Origin of the sequence: Mesoplasma melaleucae (genome assembly GCF_002804105.1) — a bacterium.
GTDB lineage: Bacteria > Bacillota_I > Bacilli_A > Mycoplasmatales > Mycoplasmataceae > Mesoplasma > Mesoplasma melaleucae.
In genome coordinates this window covers 560963-579682 of the sequence record NZ_CP024964.1, presented here as the reverse complement: position 1 = coordinate 579682, position 18720 = coordinate 560963, and the positions used below count along the sequence as shown (strand labels likewise).

Genomic DNA, 18720 nt, shown 5'->3' with positions numbered 1-18720 from the left:
ATAAAAAATAGAAGTTGAATGTTTTAAATAAAAGGAGATTACAATGAAGAAACTTTTAACAATATTGGCAACAATCGGACTAACTGAAATGCAACATCAACTGTGATTGCATGTAGCAATAATAAAGACACAGATGGTGGAAACGGAAAATCTGGAGGAAGTAGAAACGGAAACGGAAAATCTGGAGGAAACGGTGAATCAGGTGGTGGAACCACAGACAAAGTAAATATTAATGATTTTTCTAGAGTTTAGAAATTTTAGTAAAAAGCTCTGATGAAGAAGAAAGCGATGTCAAAGTTAAAGCACTTTATCCACTTTTATTATTAACATGAGGTGCAGATAAAATAGGAACTGAAATTTATGATGATACATCAATTAGTGACATACAAGCATGAAATATTTTTAGAACGAAATGACTGATACCAAAAAAACCGAATGAGATGCTTTCTTTAAAGAAACAATAGAATCAGGTAAAGTTACTCAGTCATATTTTGATCAAGATTGTAATTCGTTAAAAGAAATAGAATTTGAAGTTGTTGACAATAATATTGAATTACAAGCAAAACTTCGAAAAGCAGTTGAAATTTTTAAAGATAAAGATATTATTTTAACAAACTTTAATTCAGAAAGGACGTTTAGTATTTATTCAAAAAATACTACTAAATATGAGGGACAATATAAACAGAACAATTAGGTAAAACTTATGATTTAGGAGTTATTAAAGAAATTAAAGATATAAAAGACGAAGATGCAAATAAAAAAAATATTTCATACAAGTTCAAGCAAAATATCAAAATCTGTCTGCTAAGGGAAACATACAAATTACGTATATAGATGATTATGAAGACCCACTTTCACCTTTAGAAGCACATATTGAAATTAGTGGTATAAGTTATTTTGTTTTATTTAGTGTTACTAATTATTAATTAGGTAATTTAGAACAAATAAATGAAACTTCAGTTTTAACTAAATTTAAGCAAAAGTATCCTGAAAAAAGTAAAGAAAAACTTTAACAGTCAAAATTGATAGTTATAGTGACTCAAACGAAAAAGGATAAGCAAATATCTTAGTTGATGGTAAAAGCACTTATTATGCTTCATTTAGTTATAAAACATATACATTAGAAAATCAATTTGATTATTATACAGAAAAAGAAATTATTGCTGCTTTTAAAGCAGAAAATGCTGACATAAAATTAGAAGACAAAACTATAAATGTTAATTCAAATAAAAATCAATTAAGTCCAAAAGATAAAACACAAATTCAAATTACTGATACTATAACAAATGAGTTAATAATTTATTTTATTTCTTACAATATGAAAACTTATGATTTAGGTATTATCGCAGATACTAAAAATCAAACTATTATTGCTGCATTTAAAAATATAGTGACTGATATTGGTACTATTGATAAGGTTGAAGTTAGAAGATCTAATAAATTATCAAAAGCGCTTATTGATGTAACAAGTCAAGGAAGTAATACTGAAGGTATTTATTATGCTGCATTTAAATAAAATAAAATAAAATAAAAATTAGTCATTTCGTTAGTGAAATGGCTTTTTGATTAATTTTATAAATTATTTTAACTAATATTAGTAGATTTATTTTCATTTTAATTCCAACTATAAAGGTATATTTATTCTTTTAAGTATACAATATATTTATATTATTTTAATAATCAGTAATATTCAAAAATAGAAAGTAGTAGACTATGACAAAAATACAATCAGTAATCACTTCAGAAGAAAATCAGTTTAGTAGAAATACTAAGAAACGTAAAACAGGATAAATTTTAAATGTAGTTGGATCATCATCATTAATTCTATTGTTCTTAATATTAATAATTTTATTAGTAGTAGCTATAATTGGTGTAGAAAATTTATTATTCCAAAAATAGCAGAAAGTTTAGAAGGTACAGTTACAACAAAATTACAGGATTTAATTGAGCAAGCACAAAAACAAACACTATTAAAAGCAATGTCAGCAGATGAGATTTATAATAAGATTATTTAATCAATTAATTCTGGTGATGTTAAATTACCAAATGGAAGTATTTTAACTTTAGATAAAGTTAAAGAATTATCTAATGAACTATTAAAAAAAAGAAGATGTAATAACTATGATTAATCAAGCTTTAAATAATTAAACAATTACTTTACCTGATTCATTAAGTTTAAACTTTGTTAATAACTTAGCTAAATAATTTAACATAGATAAATACATGATGTTTGTTAAGATTGGATTAATTGTTTGTGCGTATCTAGCAATTATTAACTTATTAAACATGATATTTGTTTCAAGATTAATTGTAACTAAAAGTAAAATTTCAAAATCATTATTTATTATTACTTCAGTATTATCAATTAATCTATAAAACTGAATTGAAACATTAGTTTATGTTACTAATATAAAAAGCAAATAGTTTAATCGTTTTATAACCAATAAAAAAGACCAATTAGATTTGGTCTTTTTTAGTATTTGCTTTCATTTTTTACTTTATTTGCTTTTGTTTTTGCAAAATGGATTTTCTTTTCATCTTTTATTCAATATCCAAAAAATCTTGAACAAATCATTAAATAAATTAAATAAACAACTGATGATGCTAAGAAAACAATTGTTATTTTAACAAAGAATAAAATCTCTTTTTGGTTAGTAATATCAAAACAAATTATTGTTTCAGGTATATATAAACTAATAAATCAAAAGATTAAAAGATCAGTTAATATTAATGTTAAAATAATATTAGGAACTAATCACTTAATTGAGATATATTTATCCTTTTTAAAAATAATAAAAGGTAATTTATAAATAATCATAAAAATGTTAAACCAAAGAAAACAATTTTTATATAGCATAATATTTCTACATCAACTAAATATCATTTTATCATTTTATAAACCCTCTTTTGTATTAATGTAACTTCGTGTTACTTGTTTTAAATTATTAATAATAATTTTGTAACCTTCAATTTCATCAGGTCCGTTTTTATTACTTAAATATTTTTTAACAAAAGACTTAGTCTTTAGAAATGGATCAATAGTTGTTTTATTAAAGTTTAAGTCAAATTTAGTTCTACTTAATTTTTTTGTTAACTTTAATGCATTAGAAACATTATTATCAACTAATGATTTATCAAAAACCTTATTTTTAATAAGATAATTAATTTTTTGCATGTTTTTTGTTCCAACTGCTAATTGTTCTAATCTTGTTGAAGGATTAAATTGAACTACATCAGCATTTATAATCGCTGCTTTACCATCTTTTGTCATATTATTATATTTGGCATACGCTCAAAGAGTATCTACTGAAATATAATTTATATCAAGGAATTTATAATCTTTAAAATCTGATAATCATCAACTAACACACTCTTCTCATCCAGTTACTGATTATTTTAAAAAGTTTGGTGAGTTTTGTTTATATAAAGCAGCTTGTGTACATCCTGAAATACCAGATTCTGCTCTAGCTAAATTAAATGTATTATCAGAATCTAAAGAATATTGTCCAGTATGTAAACCTTTTTTATTACGTCTTTTTGTAAATTCCATAAAGTTTTTATTGTTTTAGTTATATATATCTAACATATAAACTCAAACATAATCAGTATGGTCACATCTACTTGCATTTGTATAGTCCATATCATTTTCTCAATCAGTTGCTGCAAAATGTAAATATTTTTTATCTGGATTAATTTCTTTTAATAAATCATTTGTTGCATTTACTTGTAATGAATCTTTTTCATTAAGATAGTAATATAATGTAATATCTTTTGTTCATGCTGGTTTTTTTATCATCTATTTTATCATCTATATGTTTTTTAATTGTTTAAATCATCAATTACTAAAATCATGACCTTCAGGTTGAATAACAGAAGAAGGAACTTTAAAGTATTTTTTCTTTGATTCATTGTAAATATCAATGATTTACCAGTTGCTCCTCTTTCTTGGTTTAAAGAATTAATCATTCCTCTTTTCATATCAACCTTAGCCATTAGGTTTAAATACATATCAAATGCTTCTCAATCACTGTCAGGAATTTTTAAACCATTTTCAATGTCAGAAAGTTTAATATTTCTATTTCTTCAATCTGAAGTATCAAAATTACCTTTGTATTTTCAACTAATAAAGTTAAGTGATTTTATTTTAATTTTTCATGCATTATGATATTCCCGAGTTGTACCCAATACATCTGTTCAGTTCATATTTCATGAATCTACATTATTTAATTGGAATCAATCCATATTCATATTATTTGCTAAATAGCTAAACTGAAGTTTTCAATATTTATCTCAATTAAATTGAATGTATTGTTTGTAATCAAGCGGATCAATATTATCAGGATGACCATTTCCATATGCTTGATTACAATAATCAGAAGCTCATTCAGAGAAACTAAATAAATTAAAATCTACATCATTTTCTTTACCATCTGTTGAACTGTAATTAATTGTAAATAAGTTAACCTTAATTGAAGCTTGTTTATCAGTATAATTTTTAGCTGTTTCTTTGTTATTAGTTCCAGTTATTAAAAATTTTAAGTCTAAACTAACGCTTTAAATTGTTTCATCTGAATTAACAGTTACATTAACAATATATACTCGATCTTTATAAACTTGATTTAATACTTTATGAGCTGTAATTTTTTCAGGAACAAGTAAAGGTTTGTTTATCCCATAAATATTAGCCAATCCAGTTGTGGTTTTATTATCACTAGCATAAATGAATTCATTAAATCATATGCAACTTGCAATCCTTTGCTTTTTAGTTCTTCTTCATTTGATAATTTAACTTCTAATTGATCAAATTTTTGGTTAGTTACTACAACTATTTGACTTGTATTAAGATCATTTTTTCAAAGATCAATTGAATATTGATTTGCTTTATCATTTACTAAACCATTGATTTATCAAACTCTCTATAGAATTTAGCATTTTCTAATGAGTTGTTTTTACCATCTAGTTCATAAAGAGCTAAAATCTCATAAGCATCAGTTGTAAAAGTATAAATTGGAGTGATATCACTTGGCTTAACACTTTTAGCATAACTACCTGGATCTAAATAAACATTTCTTTAAATTCTACTTTGATTAAAGCTAACAAATGCGATAAATCCAACTAAACAAACTTAGATTATAATTAAAATACTCATAAAAAGTCTTTTTGTCATGTGTTTTTTCTTTAACGTATAATATTAAAATTAATATCAAAATAAAATTTATGTTTATATGTAAGCAAAAATTAAAAACAATATTTAAATAACACTTTTAATTTACAAAGATTATCCTATGTTTTTTATTTTAATAAAACTAAATAGCAACTCTGTAACTTAATTTTTTAGCATTTAGAATTTTGAAAACAAAATATACAGAGAATTAAGTTAATTAATAATGTTAATATGAAACATTTTAAAAATCATACAATAGTATTACTTTATTGTATAATATAATAGCTTATTATAAAAATCTATATGTTCTAACATAGTTAACTATTGTTTAATTCTAAAACATAAAAAAATTTTGTAATAAATGATGCAAAATTTATTTTTATAAGTTTTTATTTATGGTTATAAAAAATTTTAAAGGAGTTTACATGAAAAAATTATTAGGATTTCTTGCTGCTATAACTTTAACTACAAATTTAATAATTTTAGCTATTTCTTGTGGCAGTGATAAGTTAACAATAAAATAACTGCATTAGATAAATTTATACTTGTTAAAGATATGGGTTATTAGTTGATGCTACAGAAGCAACTGTTAAAATAGCTTTAAAAGAAAAAAATGTTGAATTAAACACAGATGAAATAAAATTATCTATTATACAGTCAACCAAATCAGTTTTAGTCAAAAACTACACTGTTATTGTTAAACCAAAAGATGGTTCAACTGTTTATTCTGGAAAAGTTGAAGGAGTCACTTTTTACACTGAATCTACTATACCTGATCAAAAAGTATTTAAATCTACAGTTGATGCTGAATTAGCAAATTTAATAAATAATACTTATTGATCAAATGAAAAAGCAATTGAAGCAATTAAAGCTGTTTCAAGTGATGCTTTTGAAATAAAAGAAGCTAGTCCAGTTCAAACACGTGGGTATACTAATGTAACAGTTGGGGCAAAACTAGGTTATGTTTTAGCAAATGATTTTAAAGATGGTAAAACAAATGTTACTTTATCAATTGTAACAATTCACGTTATTACACAAGCATCAGTTAAAACTGATGTTGAAGCCGTAATTAAAGGTGATGATAAATTATTTGCTGATCAAAATGCTTTAAATGCAGCTTTAAGTGATGTTGCAAAACCAGTTGGTGTTGCTTCAATTACTGGAACAATTGCAAATGTTTATAGTGTTAAAACTGAAAAAGTAAATATTGCTGTTACTTTAACCTCTGATACAAAATTTGAAGATAACTGAGATGGAACATTCACAGTTAAAAATGTTTGAATTGGAACAACTAAAACTCTTGAAGTATCAGGTGTTCAAACAAAACTTAATGAGGCTGTAAACAATAAAATGATCCAATAAGAAGCAATGACAGCATTAAAGTTGTTCAGATTTCAGGTGCAAAAATTAGTGACGTAGCTCTAACAGAGGATCAAGAGGATTCAATAAATATATTAAAATTTACGGTAACAGCAAGACTTAATAAAGATTATGTTTGAGATAAGCAAGACTTTAATGGGAAATTCACAGTTAATGCTGCAAAAATCTTTAAAAAAGATAATCTTATAGGCTTAACTGCAGAAAAATTAAGTTTAAGTATTTCAAATAATACAACAATAGATATTGTTTTAAATACGTTAAATACAAATTTTGATTTAAAAGATGATGATCAATTATCATTAACAATAGATGTAACAATTGATATAGTTAAAGCTGATTAAGATAAAACTGGATCAATTACAATTAAAGCAGTTTCTACAAGTTCAAAAGTTGAAGGTAATGATGTTATTATTCAAATTGATAAGCTTAATAAAACTCCAATTAAAATAGTTGATGTTAAAACTACTGTTCGTGAAATTAAAGGTAAAGAAAATTTTAATGAAGTAAATTCAGAATTGCATTCAAAATTAACTAATGGAAATGAAGATAATGCATTAAAAAACATTGAACCATTAACTGCTACATTAAAAGAAGGTCAAAATCTGATGTTAAGATTAAAGCAATTGCTAGAACGGGATATGAATTAGATAGTGCAACTTTTGAAATAAATAATGCTGTTATTGTAAATTTAAGTGAAGTTATTGTTTATAAAAAGTTAGGGCCATTAATAAATACAAATGAAATAACTGTTAAAGTAGCTTTAAAAACAAAAAATCCAAATTTAAATATTGAAGAAATTAGATTAACAATCAATCAAACCGCTGACATAGAATCTCAAAATTACACTGTAACAGCTAAAGCAAATCAAAATTCATTGATTTATAAATGCGAGTTGAAGAAATAACCTTTTCTATAACAATTTTCCAAGATAATTTAACATACTAAATTTATTCTACAACAGGCAAAGAAACAAGTATTGGTGGAAAAGCTCCAGAAAGAACTAGTGAAATTACACATATAGGATATGATTCAACAGGAAAAGCATATCAAATGCCAACATCAGTTCGAAAAGTTCCAAATAGCATTAGGGCTAAAATAACTAATATGTCAAGTATGTTTATTGGTGCATCAAGTTTTAATCAAAATATTGATGCTTGAGATACTTCAAATGTAACTGAAATGAATAATATGTTTAATAATGCAAAAAAGTTTAATCAAAATATTGGTTCTTGAAAAACTTCAAATGTAACTAGCATGAAAAATGTGTTTAAAAATGCTTTAAGCTTTAATGATGATATTTCAGCATGAGATACTTCAAAAGTAACTGATATGTCAAATATGTTTAATGGTGCAATAAAGTTTAATCAAAATATTGGCGCTTGAAAAACTTCAAATGTAACTAATATGAGCAATATGTTCTATTATGCTGTTGCATTCAATCAAGATCTTTCAAATTAGATGTATTAAAAGTAACAAATTATACTGATTTGTTACAGAAACATCAACTTCTTGAGTAAAATCTTTAAAACCTGATTTTACTAAATAAAAATAAAAACGTCGTATAGCCGTATAAAATTCTTTTAGTATACAAAAATAATAAAAAAACAATTTATGAACTTATGAAAATATATTTATTTTAAATTCTAATAAATTTGTTATTTATTAGAATTTTTAATTTTGCTTAAGACAAAGATTTAGAAAATTTTTAAATAATCATACATGGTCTTTGTTATTTAGTTTAAAAAGACACTTAAAATATAAAAATAAGTTATAATAAACTATAAGTATATATTAGGAGTAAGAAATGATTGAATTTAAAAATGTAGAAAAAATGTTTACTAAAAATAAAGGTTTAAAGAATGTTAATATTACTATTAACAAAGAAAACATTGGTTTAGTCGGACCTAATGGGGCTGGTAAAACAACTTTTATTGAATTATTATTAGGATTACATTTACCAAGAAAAGGTGAAGTAATTATTAATGGTGTTAAAACAACAGATAAAAACTTTAATCTTAAAAGCATTGGTTATATTTCAGCTAATTTAAATATTCCTAAAAAACTAAGTGTTTTTGAATATGTTAATTACATTAAAGAATTAGAAAATAATGAAAAGTTTAATACTAACATTGAAATGTTTGCTAGAGTATTATCTTTTGATTTAAATGATGCATCATCAATTGGAAGTTTATCTTCAGGAATGGTACAAAAGCTAAAAATTATTTTAGGGATTAGTGGAGATAAAGATATTTTAATCTTTGATGAACCAACCAGAGGTTTAGATCCAATTGCAGTGGAGTTATTTGAAAAAGTAATGGAAAAACTAAAAGCTAAAGATTTAACAATTGTTTATTGTAGTCATATTCTTGATGAAGTTGAAAAGTTTTGTGAACTTGGATTAATTATTAAAGATAATACAATTGTTAAAGATGTAAATCTTAAAGAACATAAAGCTAATTTAAAAGATAGTTTTAATTCATATTATGATTTAAAAGAAATCGGAGAATTTTAAGATGGCAAAGGTTAGTAAAAAAACACCTTTAAGTGTTAAAATTCAAACAAAGAATAAATTTTTAATTTATTTAAAATTTAATTTCTTTAGTAGTCGTAATTCAGGATTCACATTAACATTATTATCAGCTGCCATTACATTAGGGGTGTTAGGAATTATTACATTCTTAGCACTTGAATCAAAAGTAATTACAACAACAGAAATTTATGTAGAAATTATTGGAGTGATTCTATTAATCTTTAGTTGAATTGCTACTACCACATCAATTAACTATAACATTAAGAATAATATTAATTGAATCTTTTTATTTGGTGGACTTAAACGAAATGAAATTAAAAACTATGCACTAATCTACAATCTAATTGTGCTTGTGATTCAAGCTATTATAATGATGTTATTAACTGTAATTGTATTTGGAATTGTTAGTTTAGCAAGTTCTACAAATTTAATGAGGATTGTTAACTTACAATTCTTTAGTATGTTGTTATTAAAAGTATTATCAGCTTATATGTTGGGATTATTAATTAGTTTAGTACTTGGACTTTTTCCCAAAGGTATAATGAGAGTATTATTCTTAATTGCATTCTTTATTGTTCAATACTTCTTAATTGGAATTTCAACAGGTTATGCTAATATCTGACTTGAAAATAATAAAGCTTGATTAGCTTGATTAATGACAATGATTCCATCAGTATCATCTGGTGCTATCATTTGATGAAAAGTAAATCACTGATTTATTTTCTTAGGTTATTTATATAACTTAATATTTATTGCTTTATTAATCTGAGCTTGATCAGTTAGAAATATGAAAATTACTTACTAATTATTAGTAAGTTTTTTATTTTTGATTTTAAACACTAATGCTTAAAATTTATTTGAGATAAAATAAAACATGGGATAAAATAAAAAGGCAAACAACTATAAACAATAATCAACAAACAAGACATGTAATACACATGAAGAAAAACAATTTAAGACAAAGGTTAAGCGTCATAAGTAGGGTTAATTCTGAATCTATTAGGTTCAGCATCTTTATTATTTGCATTCTTACTTTTATTATTGATTGCAATCTTTTTAATTCTATTTGTCAGAAAGTATTATTTAAATAAATTAGTTGATACAGTTGAGACTTCAATCAGAACTACAATTGAAAGTTTAATTAATACAGCAATTGATAAAGTAGTAAATAAAACAAATGTTGATGAGATTTATAAACAAATTATGAAAACAATTAATTCAACAGGAATTACCTTACCAAATGGTACAGTGATTTCAGGAGAAGATCTTAAAGAATTATTTAGTCTGTATTAAATGAAGAAGAGATGAAAAAAATCATTGGTACTTTTATTCAAAACAGACAAGTTGTATTACCAGAACAATTAAATCTTAACTTAATTAAAAACCTAATTGATAAACTAGAATTACAACCTTATTGTACATGAGAAGTATATTTATTAATCTTAGCTACTTATCTAGGAATTATTAATATCTTAAATATAATCTTTGCAGCTAGATTAGTAATTACTAAAGGAAAAGTAGCAAGAGTTTTATTTATGGTCACATCTGTTTTAACTTTTAATGTTTTAAACTGAATTGAAATGTTTGTGTTTATAACAAATGATAAAAAAGCAGTACTATAATTAACAAAATATTAAGTATACAATAAAGCACAGCTAAATTTGTTTAACTGTGCTTTTTATATTAATTTCATTTGATTTTATCTTTTTTTAAAAAAATAGTAAGTATACTTATCAATAGGAGGTTAATATGAAAATAACTTTTAAATTAGAAATTAAAGCAAATAAAAAAGATATCTGAGAAATGTATACAAATATTGATAAAAGAAAAATATGAGAAGAAAATTTAATCGATATACATTTAGATAAGGGTTTTCAAAAAGATTCGAAAGGAACTTTTGAATTAAAAGGAATGCCTAAAATGAATATGGAAATTGTTGAAATTGAAGAATTCTCAAAGATTGTAGATGTGACTAATGCACTTTTTGGTAAAATCTATTTTAAACTTGAAATTATAGAAGAAAATGAAAAAACATTTATCAAGCATTCAGCTGAAGTTGAAGAGTCAGTTCCAATGCAAATTTTATTAGGAATTTTTTCAGGTACACCAGAAGCAATGGGAAAAATGAAAACATATGTTGAATCAAAATAAACAAATTGATTTTTTAAATGAATCAAAAAATTCTGTTAAATTTAATTTTATAAAAATTTACTCAATGTGATTTTCAAAACTTAAAAAAGAACTTGAAAAATACGATTTAACTCATCCGCAATTTGTTGTTATAGCTAGCATTTATTATTTAAAACAAAAAAATGAAAATGAACAAGAAATCAATCAAAAGAAAATTTCATATTTTTCAGGAATTGATGCAATGACAATTTCTCAAATTCTTAAATTATTAATGAAAAAAGATTTGATTGAAATTAATAAATCAGAAAATGATTTAAGATCTAACAATATAAGTTTGACACCAGAAGGAATTAAAAAACTTGAAAAAGTTTTACCTTTAGTTGAAAAAATTGATAAAATATTTTTTTATTTAAATGAAGAAGATAATATTACTTTCTTAGAATTGTTAAACAAGATTAACAAAAATAATCAGGTGGAAGATTAATTAATGAAATCAAATCAAAATAAAAGTTTTTGAATAGCTGTTATATCAAAAATCATAGTAGATAGCTGTTAAAAATAATATATTACAAGTTTGTCATGATAAAAAAGTACCTTTATCAAGAATGAAAAAATGAGATATCTTCTTTATATATTCACCAAAAATTTCATTATATTCAAATGAAAAGTACCAAAAAATAACTGCTTGTGGCATAATTTTAGATGATTTAGTTTTTAAATATAAAATGAGTGAAACTTTTGAACCATTTAGAAGAAAAGTAAAATTTTATGATATTAATGAAGTTGGAATTGAATTTTAAGAAAATTAAACGGTTGAAAAAAATATATTAAGTTTTTAAGATATTGTCTATTTGAAATTGATAAAAATTTTGCGCAATTAATTTATCTTTAAGCAAAAAAAAGAAAATAGTTTAAACCAGGTAAGTAAGGTGTATAACTATAAGTGATTAGATATAAAAGTATGTTTGCGAAATCATGTACTCAAAAAATTCTAAATTGCTTTTTTTCAATGGTAATAAGTAATGGAACGTGTTTTTATTATTTAAATTAAGGAAAGGAAGGATGGTACATGAAGAAATTATTAACGTTTTAGCTGCTTCAGGGTTAACAGCAACAACAGTAGGAACGACTGTTGCATATGGGCCTACAAAAAGTGACAAAGGTGATCAAGGAAAACAAGGTAAATTTGGTAAAAGTGCTTATGAAATAGCTGTTGATTTTGGATTTCAAGGTAATCAAGATGCTTGATTAAAGTCGTTAATGGGAAAAGATGGAATCAATGGTAACAATGGAAAGATTGCATATGAGATAGCAGTTGATAATTGTTTTGTTGGAAATAAAGATCAGTGACTTGAATGATTAGTTTGAAGTCAAGGTAAAGAAGGAAAAGAAGGTAGTCATGCTGCTTGATTAAATTCTTTAAAAGGGGTTAAAGGTACTGATGGTAAAAACGGAGTTAATGGAAAAACAGCTTATGAGATAGCTGTTGAACAAAGATTCAAGGAAGTAAAGATCAGTGACTTGAATCATTAGTTGGAAAACCTGGTAAAGAAGGAAAACAAGTTAAGAGTGCTTATAAAGTTGCTGTTGAAGCTGGCTTTGGTGGTGACGTGATACTTTTTTAATATCTTTAAAAGGAATCAAGGGTGCTGATGAGTTAATGGTCAAAGTGCATACGGTATTACAGTTGACTAGGTTTTCATGGATCACAAAAAAAAAAAAAAAATGATTAAATGGTAAAAATGGAACCGATGGATCTAGAGGGACTCATGGTATTAATGGAACTAATGGAAAAACAGCTTATGAGATAGCTGTTGAACAAAGATTCCAAGGTATCAAAGACAAATGATTAGAATCATTAGTTGAAAAACCAAGTAAAAATGGTAAAGCATGTAAAAGTGCTTATGAAGTAGCTGTTGAAGCTGAATTTAGTGGTGATCGTGCTGCTTGATTCAAATCTTTAAAAGGTGAAAGACGTACTGATGGTAAAAAAGGAACCAATGGTAAAAGTGCTTATGAAATAGCTGTTGAACAAGGGTTTGAAGGTGACAAGGAGCTTGATTAAAATCTTTAATAGGTAACAAAGGTACTAAAGGTGATACAGGATATTGAAGTAAATACGATGCTAAAATATTAATTTCTGAATGACTTAAAGAAAACAAAGAAAAAGAAATGTTAGTTTTTTTTAATAAAATTAAAAAAAATTGGTAATTTAACTGATGCACAAAATAGTTTGAAACGTGCAATTGAAGATAGACTTTGAAAAACATTTTTATAAAACTTTGAAAAAGAAATTGTTAGTATGGGTGAACCCCGTTCAACTTATTTAAATAATTGATTAAAGTTATTTTTACAAAAAGATAAATTTAAAAATGAAATGAACTTTTTATGTATCACTCTTAATTATCAAAATTCAAGTGGAGTTAAATTTATTTTCTGAGAAAATGGTGGATGAAGAGACACATATATTGCCAGAATTAATATTTCAAAAATACAAGTAACTGTACCAAACGAAGTATTATAAAAAATATTTCATATATTTATAAATTAATCACAGTTTTGCGAAAATTAAAATTCTGGTTTTTTATTTTTTGATAAACTTAAATAAATTTATTTTTTTTCGTAATAACAAGATGAAGTTAGAAAAGAGGTATTTATGCAAAAGATAAAAGATAATGAATTAAAAGATATTAAAGAAGTAGCAGCATCTGGAACTTTATTAAATAGAATCGGTTCAATTGTTGGTAAAGTTGGTGATTTTGTAATTGATGTGGCAATGCATCCATTTGCTTATATTGAAGCAGCAAAAGGTCATGATAAAGCCAAGTTTAAAATTGGAGGATCTAGTTTTGAGTTTGATGATACGACTTCTGTTAAATTAACTGCAAGTAATAATATTTCTGAAAATGTTGTTAAATTAGAAACAATGAGATCATTTGATAACAGTCTGATGAATACAGGTAATGGTTTAGACACAACAAAAGCTTTAAATGCTAATGTTGATGCAAATGTAGTTAAAGATCTTGTATTTAATAAGTATTTTGGTTAAAAACGTATAAATCTAATAAGTAGTTAATCTCTTTAGTTGAATTATAAATTGGTTTGTAGTATCATTTAAATGTTGAAATCAAGTTTCAACCGCTCTTAATCTAATACGTACATAAGCAGATATCCTGATATCTCACGTATTAAGGCGAGTCTAAATGGAGGATAAATATGTTCGCAATTATAAAAACAGGTGGAAAACAAATTAAAGTTGAAGCTGGAATGGAAATCTTTATCGAAAAAGTAAATGGTGAATTAAACACTGAAGTTACTTTTGAAGAAGTATTAATGGTTGATGGAAAATTCGGAAGCCCATTAGTAGAAGGTGCTAAAGTTATTGGTACAATCGTTAAACAAGGTAAAGGTAAAAAAATTCGTGTAGTTAGATACCACCCAAAGAAAAATGTTAATAAAGTTTATGGTCACAGACAACCATATACAAAAGTAAAAATTGAAAAAATTGAAGCTTAATTATGATTAAAGTCAAAGTTAAACATGAGAGTGAATTAATTATTCAAGTTGAAATATCTGGTCATGCAGAATCAGGACCATATGGACAAGATCTTGTGTGCGCAGCTGTTTCAGGAATTACTTTTGGAGCGTTAAATGCTTTGGACATTCATTTTTCAAAAGATATTGATTTAGAAGTTTTAGAAAATAAAGTTATTATTAAAAATAAAAATTTAGAAAATCAATCTTTACAAACAATGTTAGAAATGTTGAAAATTCAATTATCAACAATTCAATCACAATACAAACAATTTATAGAAATTATGGAGGTATACTAATATGCGTTTTATATTAAATTTACAATTCTTCGCTTCTAAAAAAGGAGTAGGGTCAACTAAAAACGGTCGTGACTCAGAATCAAAACGTTTAGGAGCTAAAAAAGCTGATGGGCAATTTGCTAATGCAGGTTCAATCATCTTTAGACAAAGAGGAACAAAAATACACCCAGGTCAAAATGTAGGTCGTGGTGGAGATGATACTTTATTTGCTTTAGTATCAGGAACTGTTAAATATGAAAAATTCGGAAAAGGACGTACAAAAGTTAAAGTTGTACCTACTGCTGAATAATAATATTCATAAATAATAATTAGTCGAATATTTGACTAATTTTTTTTGCTTATTTTTGTTAAAATAATATAAATAACAAGAGGTTTATCATGGTAAAAATGTTAATTATCATAGTTTGTATAATTGTTGCATTATTTGTTATTGGATCAATAACATTTTTATTCACGTTTAAACGAAACCGGATTGAATCAACTGATGATCAGGTGAAGCGTAATGAAGAGTTATTAAGTACTAATCGAAAAGTATGAATGCGTAATACTAAAAGAACAGTGTTGATAGAAAAATATAATTATTTTGAAAGCTTTGAAGACTTTCCGTTTAACTCAGATTTTAATAATACAAAAGAATATTTAGCTAACAACAATTTTTCATTTACAACAACAAACGATGTAATAAAAGAATTAACAAAAACACAATCAGAATTATTAAATTTTTGATTAACTGAACAAAGAAAATTATTAAAAGCTTTTGACCAAACTGGATTAACAGATAATTATGAAAATCGAAACTTTTTGATGAAATTTTACAATGAATCTTTAAATATATATATGAAGGTTATTATTCAAGGGTTTGTACCAAGAATAATTATAGGTAAAATAGATTTTTTAAAAGGTGAAAGTTTAATTGATGTTGATGAAATGCTAAATATATTAGAAGGTTGATTATCAGACGGAATTAACCAGTTAATTCATGAGTTATATCGACAAACAGGAATTTTTCAAAAACAAAATAAAAAGTTTACAAGTAACAATGGTCAGCAATACTTTCATTATCAAAAAACTAATCAATCAAAAATATCTGATCAGTTTAGTGATGTTAACTGAGCTTATCAAACACTTGGTGTTTCAGATAAGTCAACTAGTGAAGAAATTAAAAAGCAATATCGAAAATTAGCGATGACTTATCACCCAGATAAAAATAAAACGCCAGAAGCAAAAGAAAAAATGGTTGAAATCAATCGAGCTTATCAATTTTTAAAATCAATTAACAAAGTTAATTAAGGAGATTATTATGGAAATTAACAAAGAATTATTATTAGACAAATATTTTAAAGAAGCTTTAGAAAAAACAAAAGAATTAATTAAAATTCCATCAGTATTAGCTGATCCAGTTGGCAATATGCCTTTTGGAAAAAGTGTTAATGATGCGTTGTTAATGATGCGTTAGATTTTATTTTAAAATTAGGAAATGAATTAGGATTTGAAACTTATCGTGATGAAACTAATAAATATGGATTTTTAGAATATGGTGAAGGAAAAGAATTATATGTGATTCTATGTCACTTAGATGTTGTTCCAACAGGAGATATGTCTGAATGAGTTACTAATCCTTTTGAACCAATTGAAAAAGATGGTAAGTTAATTGGACGTGGTTCTATTGATGACAAAGGTCCAACAATGATGAACTTATATGCTTTAAAATACTTAAAAGACTACGGATGAAAATCTGATACATACAAAATTAGAATGATCTTTGGTTTAAGTGAAGAAACAACTTGAGAATGTATGGAAAAATATGTTGCAGATCATGGAATTGCATCTGCTGGTTATGTGCCTGATGGATTATTCCCTTGTGTATATGCTGAAAAATGAATTAACAACATGGATGTAATTGCTAATGTACCTTGTGATTTTGAAATTAAGGGTGGAGAAGCTTACAACATGATTTGTGATAAGGTTTCTTACAAAGGACCTAGAATTGATGAAATTAAGTCTAAATTAGACACAATGAAAGATATTTACACTTCAATTAATGGTGATGAATTAATTGTTAAAGGAAAACTGGGTCATGCTTCAACTCCTCATGTTGGTGTTAATGCAGTTTCATATTTAGCATTCGCAATGGATCAATTAGGTTTTAAACATCCTTTAATTCAATTTATTGCTAAAGAAGCACACCTAAACTTTAATATGTCAAATATTTTTGATAACATCTCTGATGAAACTGGTGATTTAACTCAAAACATTGGCATTATTGATATTAAAGATAATAAAGGAATATTTACATTTAACTTTAGAATTCCTGTTTTATCAGAACCTAAAACTAAATTCTTCCCAATTATTGAAAAAGCATTTGAAAAATATGGATTAGATCATAGAAAAGATAGAATTGAAAATGCTGTGTATTTCCCAAAAGGTGGTGAAGTTGTAAAAAACATTATGCAAGTTTATCAAGATATTATAGGAGATATGGTTAGTGAACCTCAAGCAATGGGTGGAGGGACTTATGCTAAAACAATGCCTAACTTAATTGCGTTTGGAGCTGTTATGAGTTTAGAAGAATCACCAATGCATGACTATAATGAATATGCAACAATTGAAGAATTACAAAAAATGATTCAAATATATGCAAAAGCAATTACTAAATTAGCAAAATAGAATATTATTTTATAATAAATTGTATAATCATCTTATGAGGTAATTTTTTTTATGATTTTAGCAATAGGTTGACAATTATGAGGAGCTTTAATGTATTCATTTTTATGAACAACAATAGGCGCACTTATCATTTGAGTCATTTTAATAGTTTTTTCAAGTATTAATAAACATTGAAAAATTAAAAATTTAACTGAAAAATAATCAAAGTATTTACAATATGTAAAAAATAAAAGAAAAGATCGTTACTTAAAATTAAATTGAGTATTCTTTATTTCATTTCTATGTGGCATCTTTCTTATTATGATTGAATTATACTTAGTGCCAGTAATTATTACATAATTTCCAGTTGCTAATTTAGATTTATATATTGGATGAGTAATGTACGGTGCTTGAATAATATTTACAATTATTGCCATTTTAAAAATTTTATGCTCAGGTAGAAATATTTGTGATGCCAACATGAAGATAAAAGATAATATGGACATGGACGAAGAAAAGTTTAAATACTACGTAACTAACTATATTAATAAAGTTAAAGTAAAAGAATTAGAAGAGTAATAAATTACTTTTTTTACTTTGGAATAATTTCCACCATTTGACTTTTAAAGCAGAAAATTATTATAATGAAAAAAATATAAGAAATAACAAAGAGGACTTTAGATGAAATACTTATTATGAGTTTTAACTACCCTAACAGTAGGGCAAGGACCATTTGGCATTTTAGAAGCTAGTGACTTTTCAAATTTAAGAAATAAAGGATCTAGCACAAAACAATTTTAAATTGAAGAATACGAAGCAATGAATAGGGCAGCATTGACTTTTGGTGCAAAAATTAGACAATCATATTTTGAAACAAATTCTGGTTACACAAGCTGGACAGGAACTGGAGATAAAAAATATAACTATTTATACAGATCAAAAATGAATCCGCAATTAACAGGGGCTACTCAAGAAACAGCTTGAGTTCCAATTAGCCCAGGTTCTAAAAAAAACTAAAAAACAAGAGGTTTCAGGAC

Annotated in this window: 32 protein-coding genes and 1 other annotated feature; of the genes, 23 read left to right on the top strand and 9 right to left on the bottom strand. The window is 25.2% G+C overall.

Translation table 4 applies throughout. From position 1 onward, the window contains the following. Positions 1-102: 102 nt before the first annotated feature. The 3 genes from EMELA_RS04530 (at position 103) to EMELA_RS03030 (ending at position 1516) form a co-directional block, all read left to right on the top strand. A complete protein-coding gene (locus tag EMELA_RS04530; protein ID WP_156932137.1) occupies positions 103-252 on the top strand; it encodes a hypothetical protein in 150 nt (49 codons plus the stop codon). 160 nt (positions 253-412) lie between these two features. Beyond that, entirely contained in the window at positions 413-694 is a 282-nt protein-coding gene (locus tag EMELA_RS03035; RefSeq protein ID WP_028124534.1) for a hypothetical protein, read from the top strand. Between the two features lie 624 nt (positions 695-1318). Next, positions 1319-1516 (top strand): hypothetical protein, encoded by a 198-nt coding sequence (locus EMELA_RS03030; protein ID WP_028124533.1) that lies wholly within the window; start codon positions 1319-1321, stop codon positions 1514-1516. A gap of 628 nt (positions 1517-2144) precedes the next feature. Here EMELA_RS03030 and EMELA_RS04525 read toward each other — a convergent pair. The 9 genes from EMELA_RS04525 to EMELA_RS03005 all read right to left on the bottom strand — a co-directional run bounded on the left by EMELA_RS04525 (position 2145) and on the right by EMELA_RS03005 (position 7109). Continuing rightward, positions 2145-2288 (bottom strand): hypothetical protein, encoded by a 144-nt coding sequence (locus EMELA_RS04525; RefSeq protein WP_156932136.1) that lies wholly within the window; start codon positions 2286-2288, stop codon positions 2145-2147. Positions 2289-2473: 185 nt separating this feature from the next. Beyond that, complete coding sequence (locus EMELA_RS03025) at positions 2474-2818, bottom strand: hypothetical protein (protein WP_028124532.1); 345 nt, start codon at positions 2816-2818, stop codon at positions 2474-2476. 75 nt (positions 2819-2893) lie between these two features. Then, entirely contained in the window at positions 2894-3271 is a 378-nt protein-coding gene (locus EMELA_RS03020; RefSeq protein WP_028124531.1) for a hypothetical protein, read from the bottom strand. A 120-nt stretch (positions 3272-3391) separates the two neighbouring features. Beyond that, on the bottom strand, positions 3392-3550 hold the full coding sequence (locus EMELA_RS04520; RefSeq protein WP_156932135.1) for a hypothetical protein: 159 nt from the start codon (positions 3548-3550) through the stop codon (positions 3392-3394). A 15-nt stretch (positions 3551-3565) separates the two neighbouring features. Beyond that, positions 3566-3796, bottom strand: a complete 231-nt coding sequence (locus EMELA_RS03015; protein ID WP_028124530.1) for a hypothetical protein — start codon at positions 3794-3796, stop codon at positions 3566-3568. 23 nt (positions 3797-3819) lie between these two features. Then, positions 3820-4242: a hypothetical protein gene (locus EMELA_RS03010; RefSeq protein WP_156932134.1), complete on the bottom strand. Its 423-nt coding sequence runs from the start codon at positions 4240-4242 to the stop codon at positions 3820-3822. A gap of 312 nt (positions 4243-4554) precedes the next feature. Continuing rightward, complete coding sequence (locus EMELA_RS05205) at positions 4555-4689, bottom strand: hypothetical protein (RefSeq protein WP_268875444.1); 135 nt, start codon at positions 4687-4689, stop codon at positions 4555-4557. A 1653-nt stretch (positions 4690-6342) separates the two neighbouring features. After that, positions 6343-6510, bottom strand: a complete 168-nt coding sequence (locus tag EMELA_RS04515; protein WP_156932133.1) for a hypothetical protein — start codon at positions 6508-6510, stop codon at positions 6343-6345. Positions 6511-6881: 371 nt separating this feature from the next. Further along, positions 6882-7109, bottom strand: a complete 228-nt coding sequence (locus EMELA_RS03005; RefSeq protein ID WP_028124528.1) for a hypothetical protein — start codon at positions 7107-7109, stop codon at positions 6882-6884. A gap of 485 nt (positions 7110-7594) precedes the next feature. Here EMELA_RS03005 and EMELA_RS03000 point away from each other — a divergent pair, with 485 nt between their 5' ends. The 20 genes from EMELA_RS03000 to EMELA_RS02910 all read left to right on the top strand — a co-directional run bounded on the left by EMELA_RS03000 (position 7595) and on the right by EMELA_RS02910 (position 18700). Then, entirely contained in the window at positions 7595-8002 is a 408-nt protein-coding gene (locus EMELA_RS03000; RefSeq protein ID WP_051584622.1) for a BspA family leucine-rich repeat surface protein, read from the top strand. 346 nt (positions 8003-8348) lie between these two features. Further along, a complete protein-coding gene (locus tag EMELA_RS02995) occupies positions 8349-9056 on the top strand; it encodes an ATP-binding cassette domain-containing protein (protein WP_028124527.1) in 708 nt (235 codons plus the stop codon). A gap of 1 nt (position 9057) precedes the next feature. Next, the gene (locus EMELA_RS02990) at positions 9058-9879 is read left to right on the top strand and encodes a hypothetical protein (RefSeq protein ID WP_028124526.1); all 822 of its coding nucleotides are present in this window, start codon (positions 9058-9060) and stop codon (positions 9877-9879) included. A gap of 236 nt (positions 9880-10115) precedes the next feature. Then, positions 10116-10367 (top strand): hypothetical protein, encoded by a 252-nt coding sequence (locus EMELA_RS02985; protein ID WP_028124525.1) that lies wholly within the window; start codon positions 10116-10118, stop codon positions 10365-10367. A gap of 11 nt (positions 10368-10378) precedes the next feature. Beyond that, entirely contained in the window at positions 10379-10696 is a 318-nt protein-coding gene (locus EMELA_RS02980; RefSeq protein WP_028124524.1) for a hypothetical protein, read from the top strand. A 127-nt stretch (positions 10697-10823) separates the two neighbouring features. Next, complete coding sequence (locus EMELA_RS02975) at positions 10824-11225, top strand: SRPBCC family protein (RefSeq protein WP_028124523.1); 402 nt, start codon at positions 10824-10826, stop codon at positions 11223-11225. Next, the gene (locus EMELA_RS02970; RefSeq protein ID WP_034971228.1) at positions 11209-11688 is read left to right on the top strand and encodes a MarR family winged helix-turn-helix transcriptional regulator; all 480 of its coding nucleotides are present in this window, start codon (positions 11209-11211) and stop codon (positions 11686-11688) included. The genes EMELA_RS02975 and EMELA_RS02970 overlap by 17 nt, the downstream gene beginning before the upstream one ends. Before the next feature lie 121 nt (positions 11689-11809). Then, the gene (locus EMELA_RS02965) at positions 11810-12004 is read left to right on the top strand and encodes an EVE domain-containing protein (RefSeq protein WP_084485311.1); all 195 of its coding nucleotides are present in this window, start codon (positions 11810-11812) and stop codon (positions 12002-12004) included. A 262-nt stretch (positions 12005-12266) separates the two neighbouring features. Next, the gene (locus tag EMELA_RS02960) at positions 12267-12737 is read left to right on the top strand and encodes a hypothetical protein (RefSeq protein WP_051584621.1); all 471 of its coding nucleotides are present in this window, start codon (positions 12267-12269) and stop codon (positions 12735-12737) included. 127 nt (positions 12738-12864) lie between these two features. Next, positions 12865-13269, top strand: a complete 405-nt coding sequence (locus EMELA_RS04970) for a hypothetical protein (protein ID WP_198407640.1) — start codon at positions 12865-12867, stop codon at positions 13267-13269. 237 nt (positions 13270-13506) lie between these two features. After that, positions 13507-13728 carry a hypothetical protein gene (locus tag EMELA_RS02950; RefSeq protein ID WP_028124520.1) on the top strand — a complete coding sequence of 74 codons (222 nt, stop codon included), beginning with the start codon at positions 13507-13509 and terminating at the stop codon, positions 13726-13728. Between the two features lie 132 nt (positions 13729-13860). Continuing rightward, complete coding sequence (locus EMELA_RS02945) at positions 13861-14253, top strand: hypothetical protein (protein ID WP_028124519.1); 393 nt, start codon at positions 13861-13863, stop codon at positions 14251-14253. Between the two features lie 77 nt (positions 14254-14330). Continuing rightward, positions 14331-14415, top strand: a sequence feature (ribosomal protein L21 leader region). A 5-nt stretch (positions 14416-14420) separates the two neighbouring features. Then, positions 14421-14720, top strand: a complete 300-nt coding sequence (gene rplU / locus EMELA_RS02940) for a 50S ribosomal protein L21 (protein ID WP_028124518.1) — start codon at positions 14421-14423, stop codon at positions 14718-14720. 2 nt (positions 14721-14722) lie between these two features. Further along, positions 14723-15037 (top strand): ribosomal-processing cysteine protease Prp, encoded by a 315-nt coding sequence (locus EMELA_RS02935; protein WP_028124517.1) that lies wholly within the window; start codon positions 14723-14725, stop codon positions 15035-15037. Between the two features lies 1 nt (position 15038). Next, positions 15039-15326 (top strand): 50S ribosomal protein L27, encoded by a 288-nt coding sequence (gene rpmA, locus EMELA_RS02930; RefSeq protein ID WP_028124516.1) that lies wholly within the window; start codon positions 15039-15041, stop codon positions 15324-15326. Positions 15327-15415: 89 nt separating this feature from the next. After that, positions 15416-16327 carry a J domain-containing protein gene (locus EMELA_RS05255; protein ID WP_028124515.1) on the top strand — a complete coding sequence of 304 codons (912 nt, stop codon included), beginning with the start codon at positions 15416-15418 and terminating at the stop codon, positions 16325-16327. Positions 16328-16337: 10 nt separating this feature from the next. Next, entirely contained in the window at positions 16338-16493 is a 156-nt protein-coding gene (locus tag EMELA_RS04965; RefSeq protein ID WP_198407639.1) for a hypothetical protein, read from the top strand. Continuing rightward, a complete protein-coding gene (locus EMELA_RS02920; RefSeq protein ID WP_332370127.1) occupies positions 16490-17704 on the top strand; it encodes a Sapep family Mn(2+)-dependent dipeptidase in 1215 nt (404 codons plus the stop codon). Before EMELA_RS04965 ends, EMELA_RS02920 begins: the two co-directional genes overlap by 4 nt. 378 nt (positions 17705-18082) lie before the next feature. Beyond that, positions 18083-18262 carry a hypothetical protein gene (locus EMELA_RS04960; protein WP_028124514.1) on the top strand — a complete coding sequence of 60 codons (180 nt, stop codon included), beginning with the start codon at positions 18083-18085 and terminating at the stop codon, positions 18260-18262. A 240-nt stretch (positions 18263-18502) separates the two neighbouring features. After that, positions 18503-18700 carry a hypothetical protein gene (locus tag EMELA_RS02910; protein WP_028124513.1) on the top strand — a complete coding sequence of 66 codons (198 nt, stop codon included), beginning with the start codon at positions 18503-18505 and terminating at the stop codon, positions 18698-18700. Positions 18701-18720: the final 20 nt, after the last annotated feature.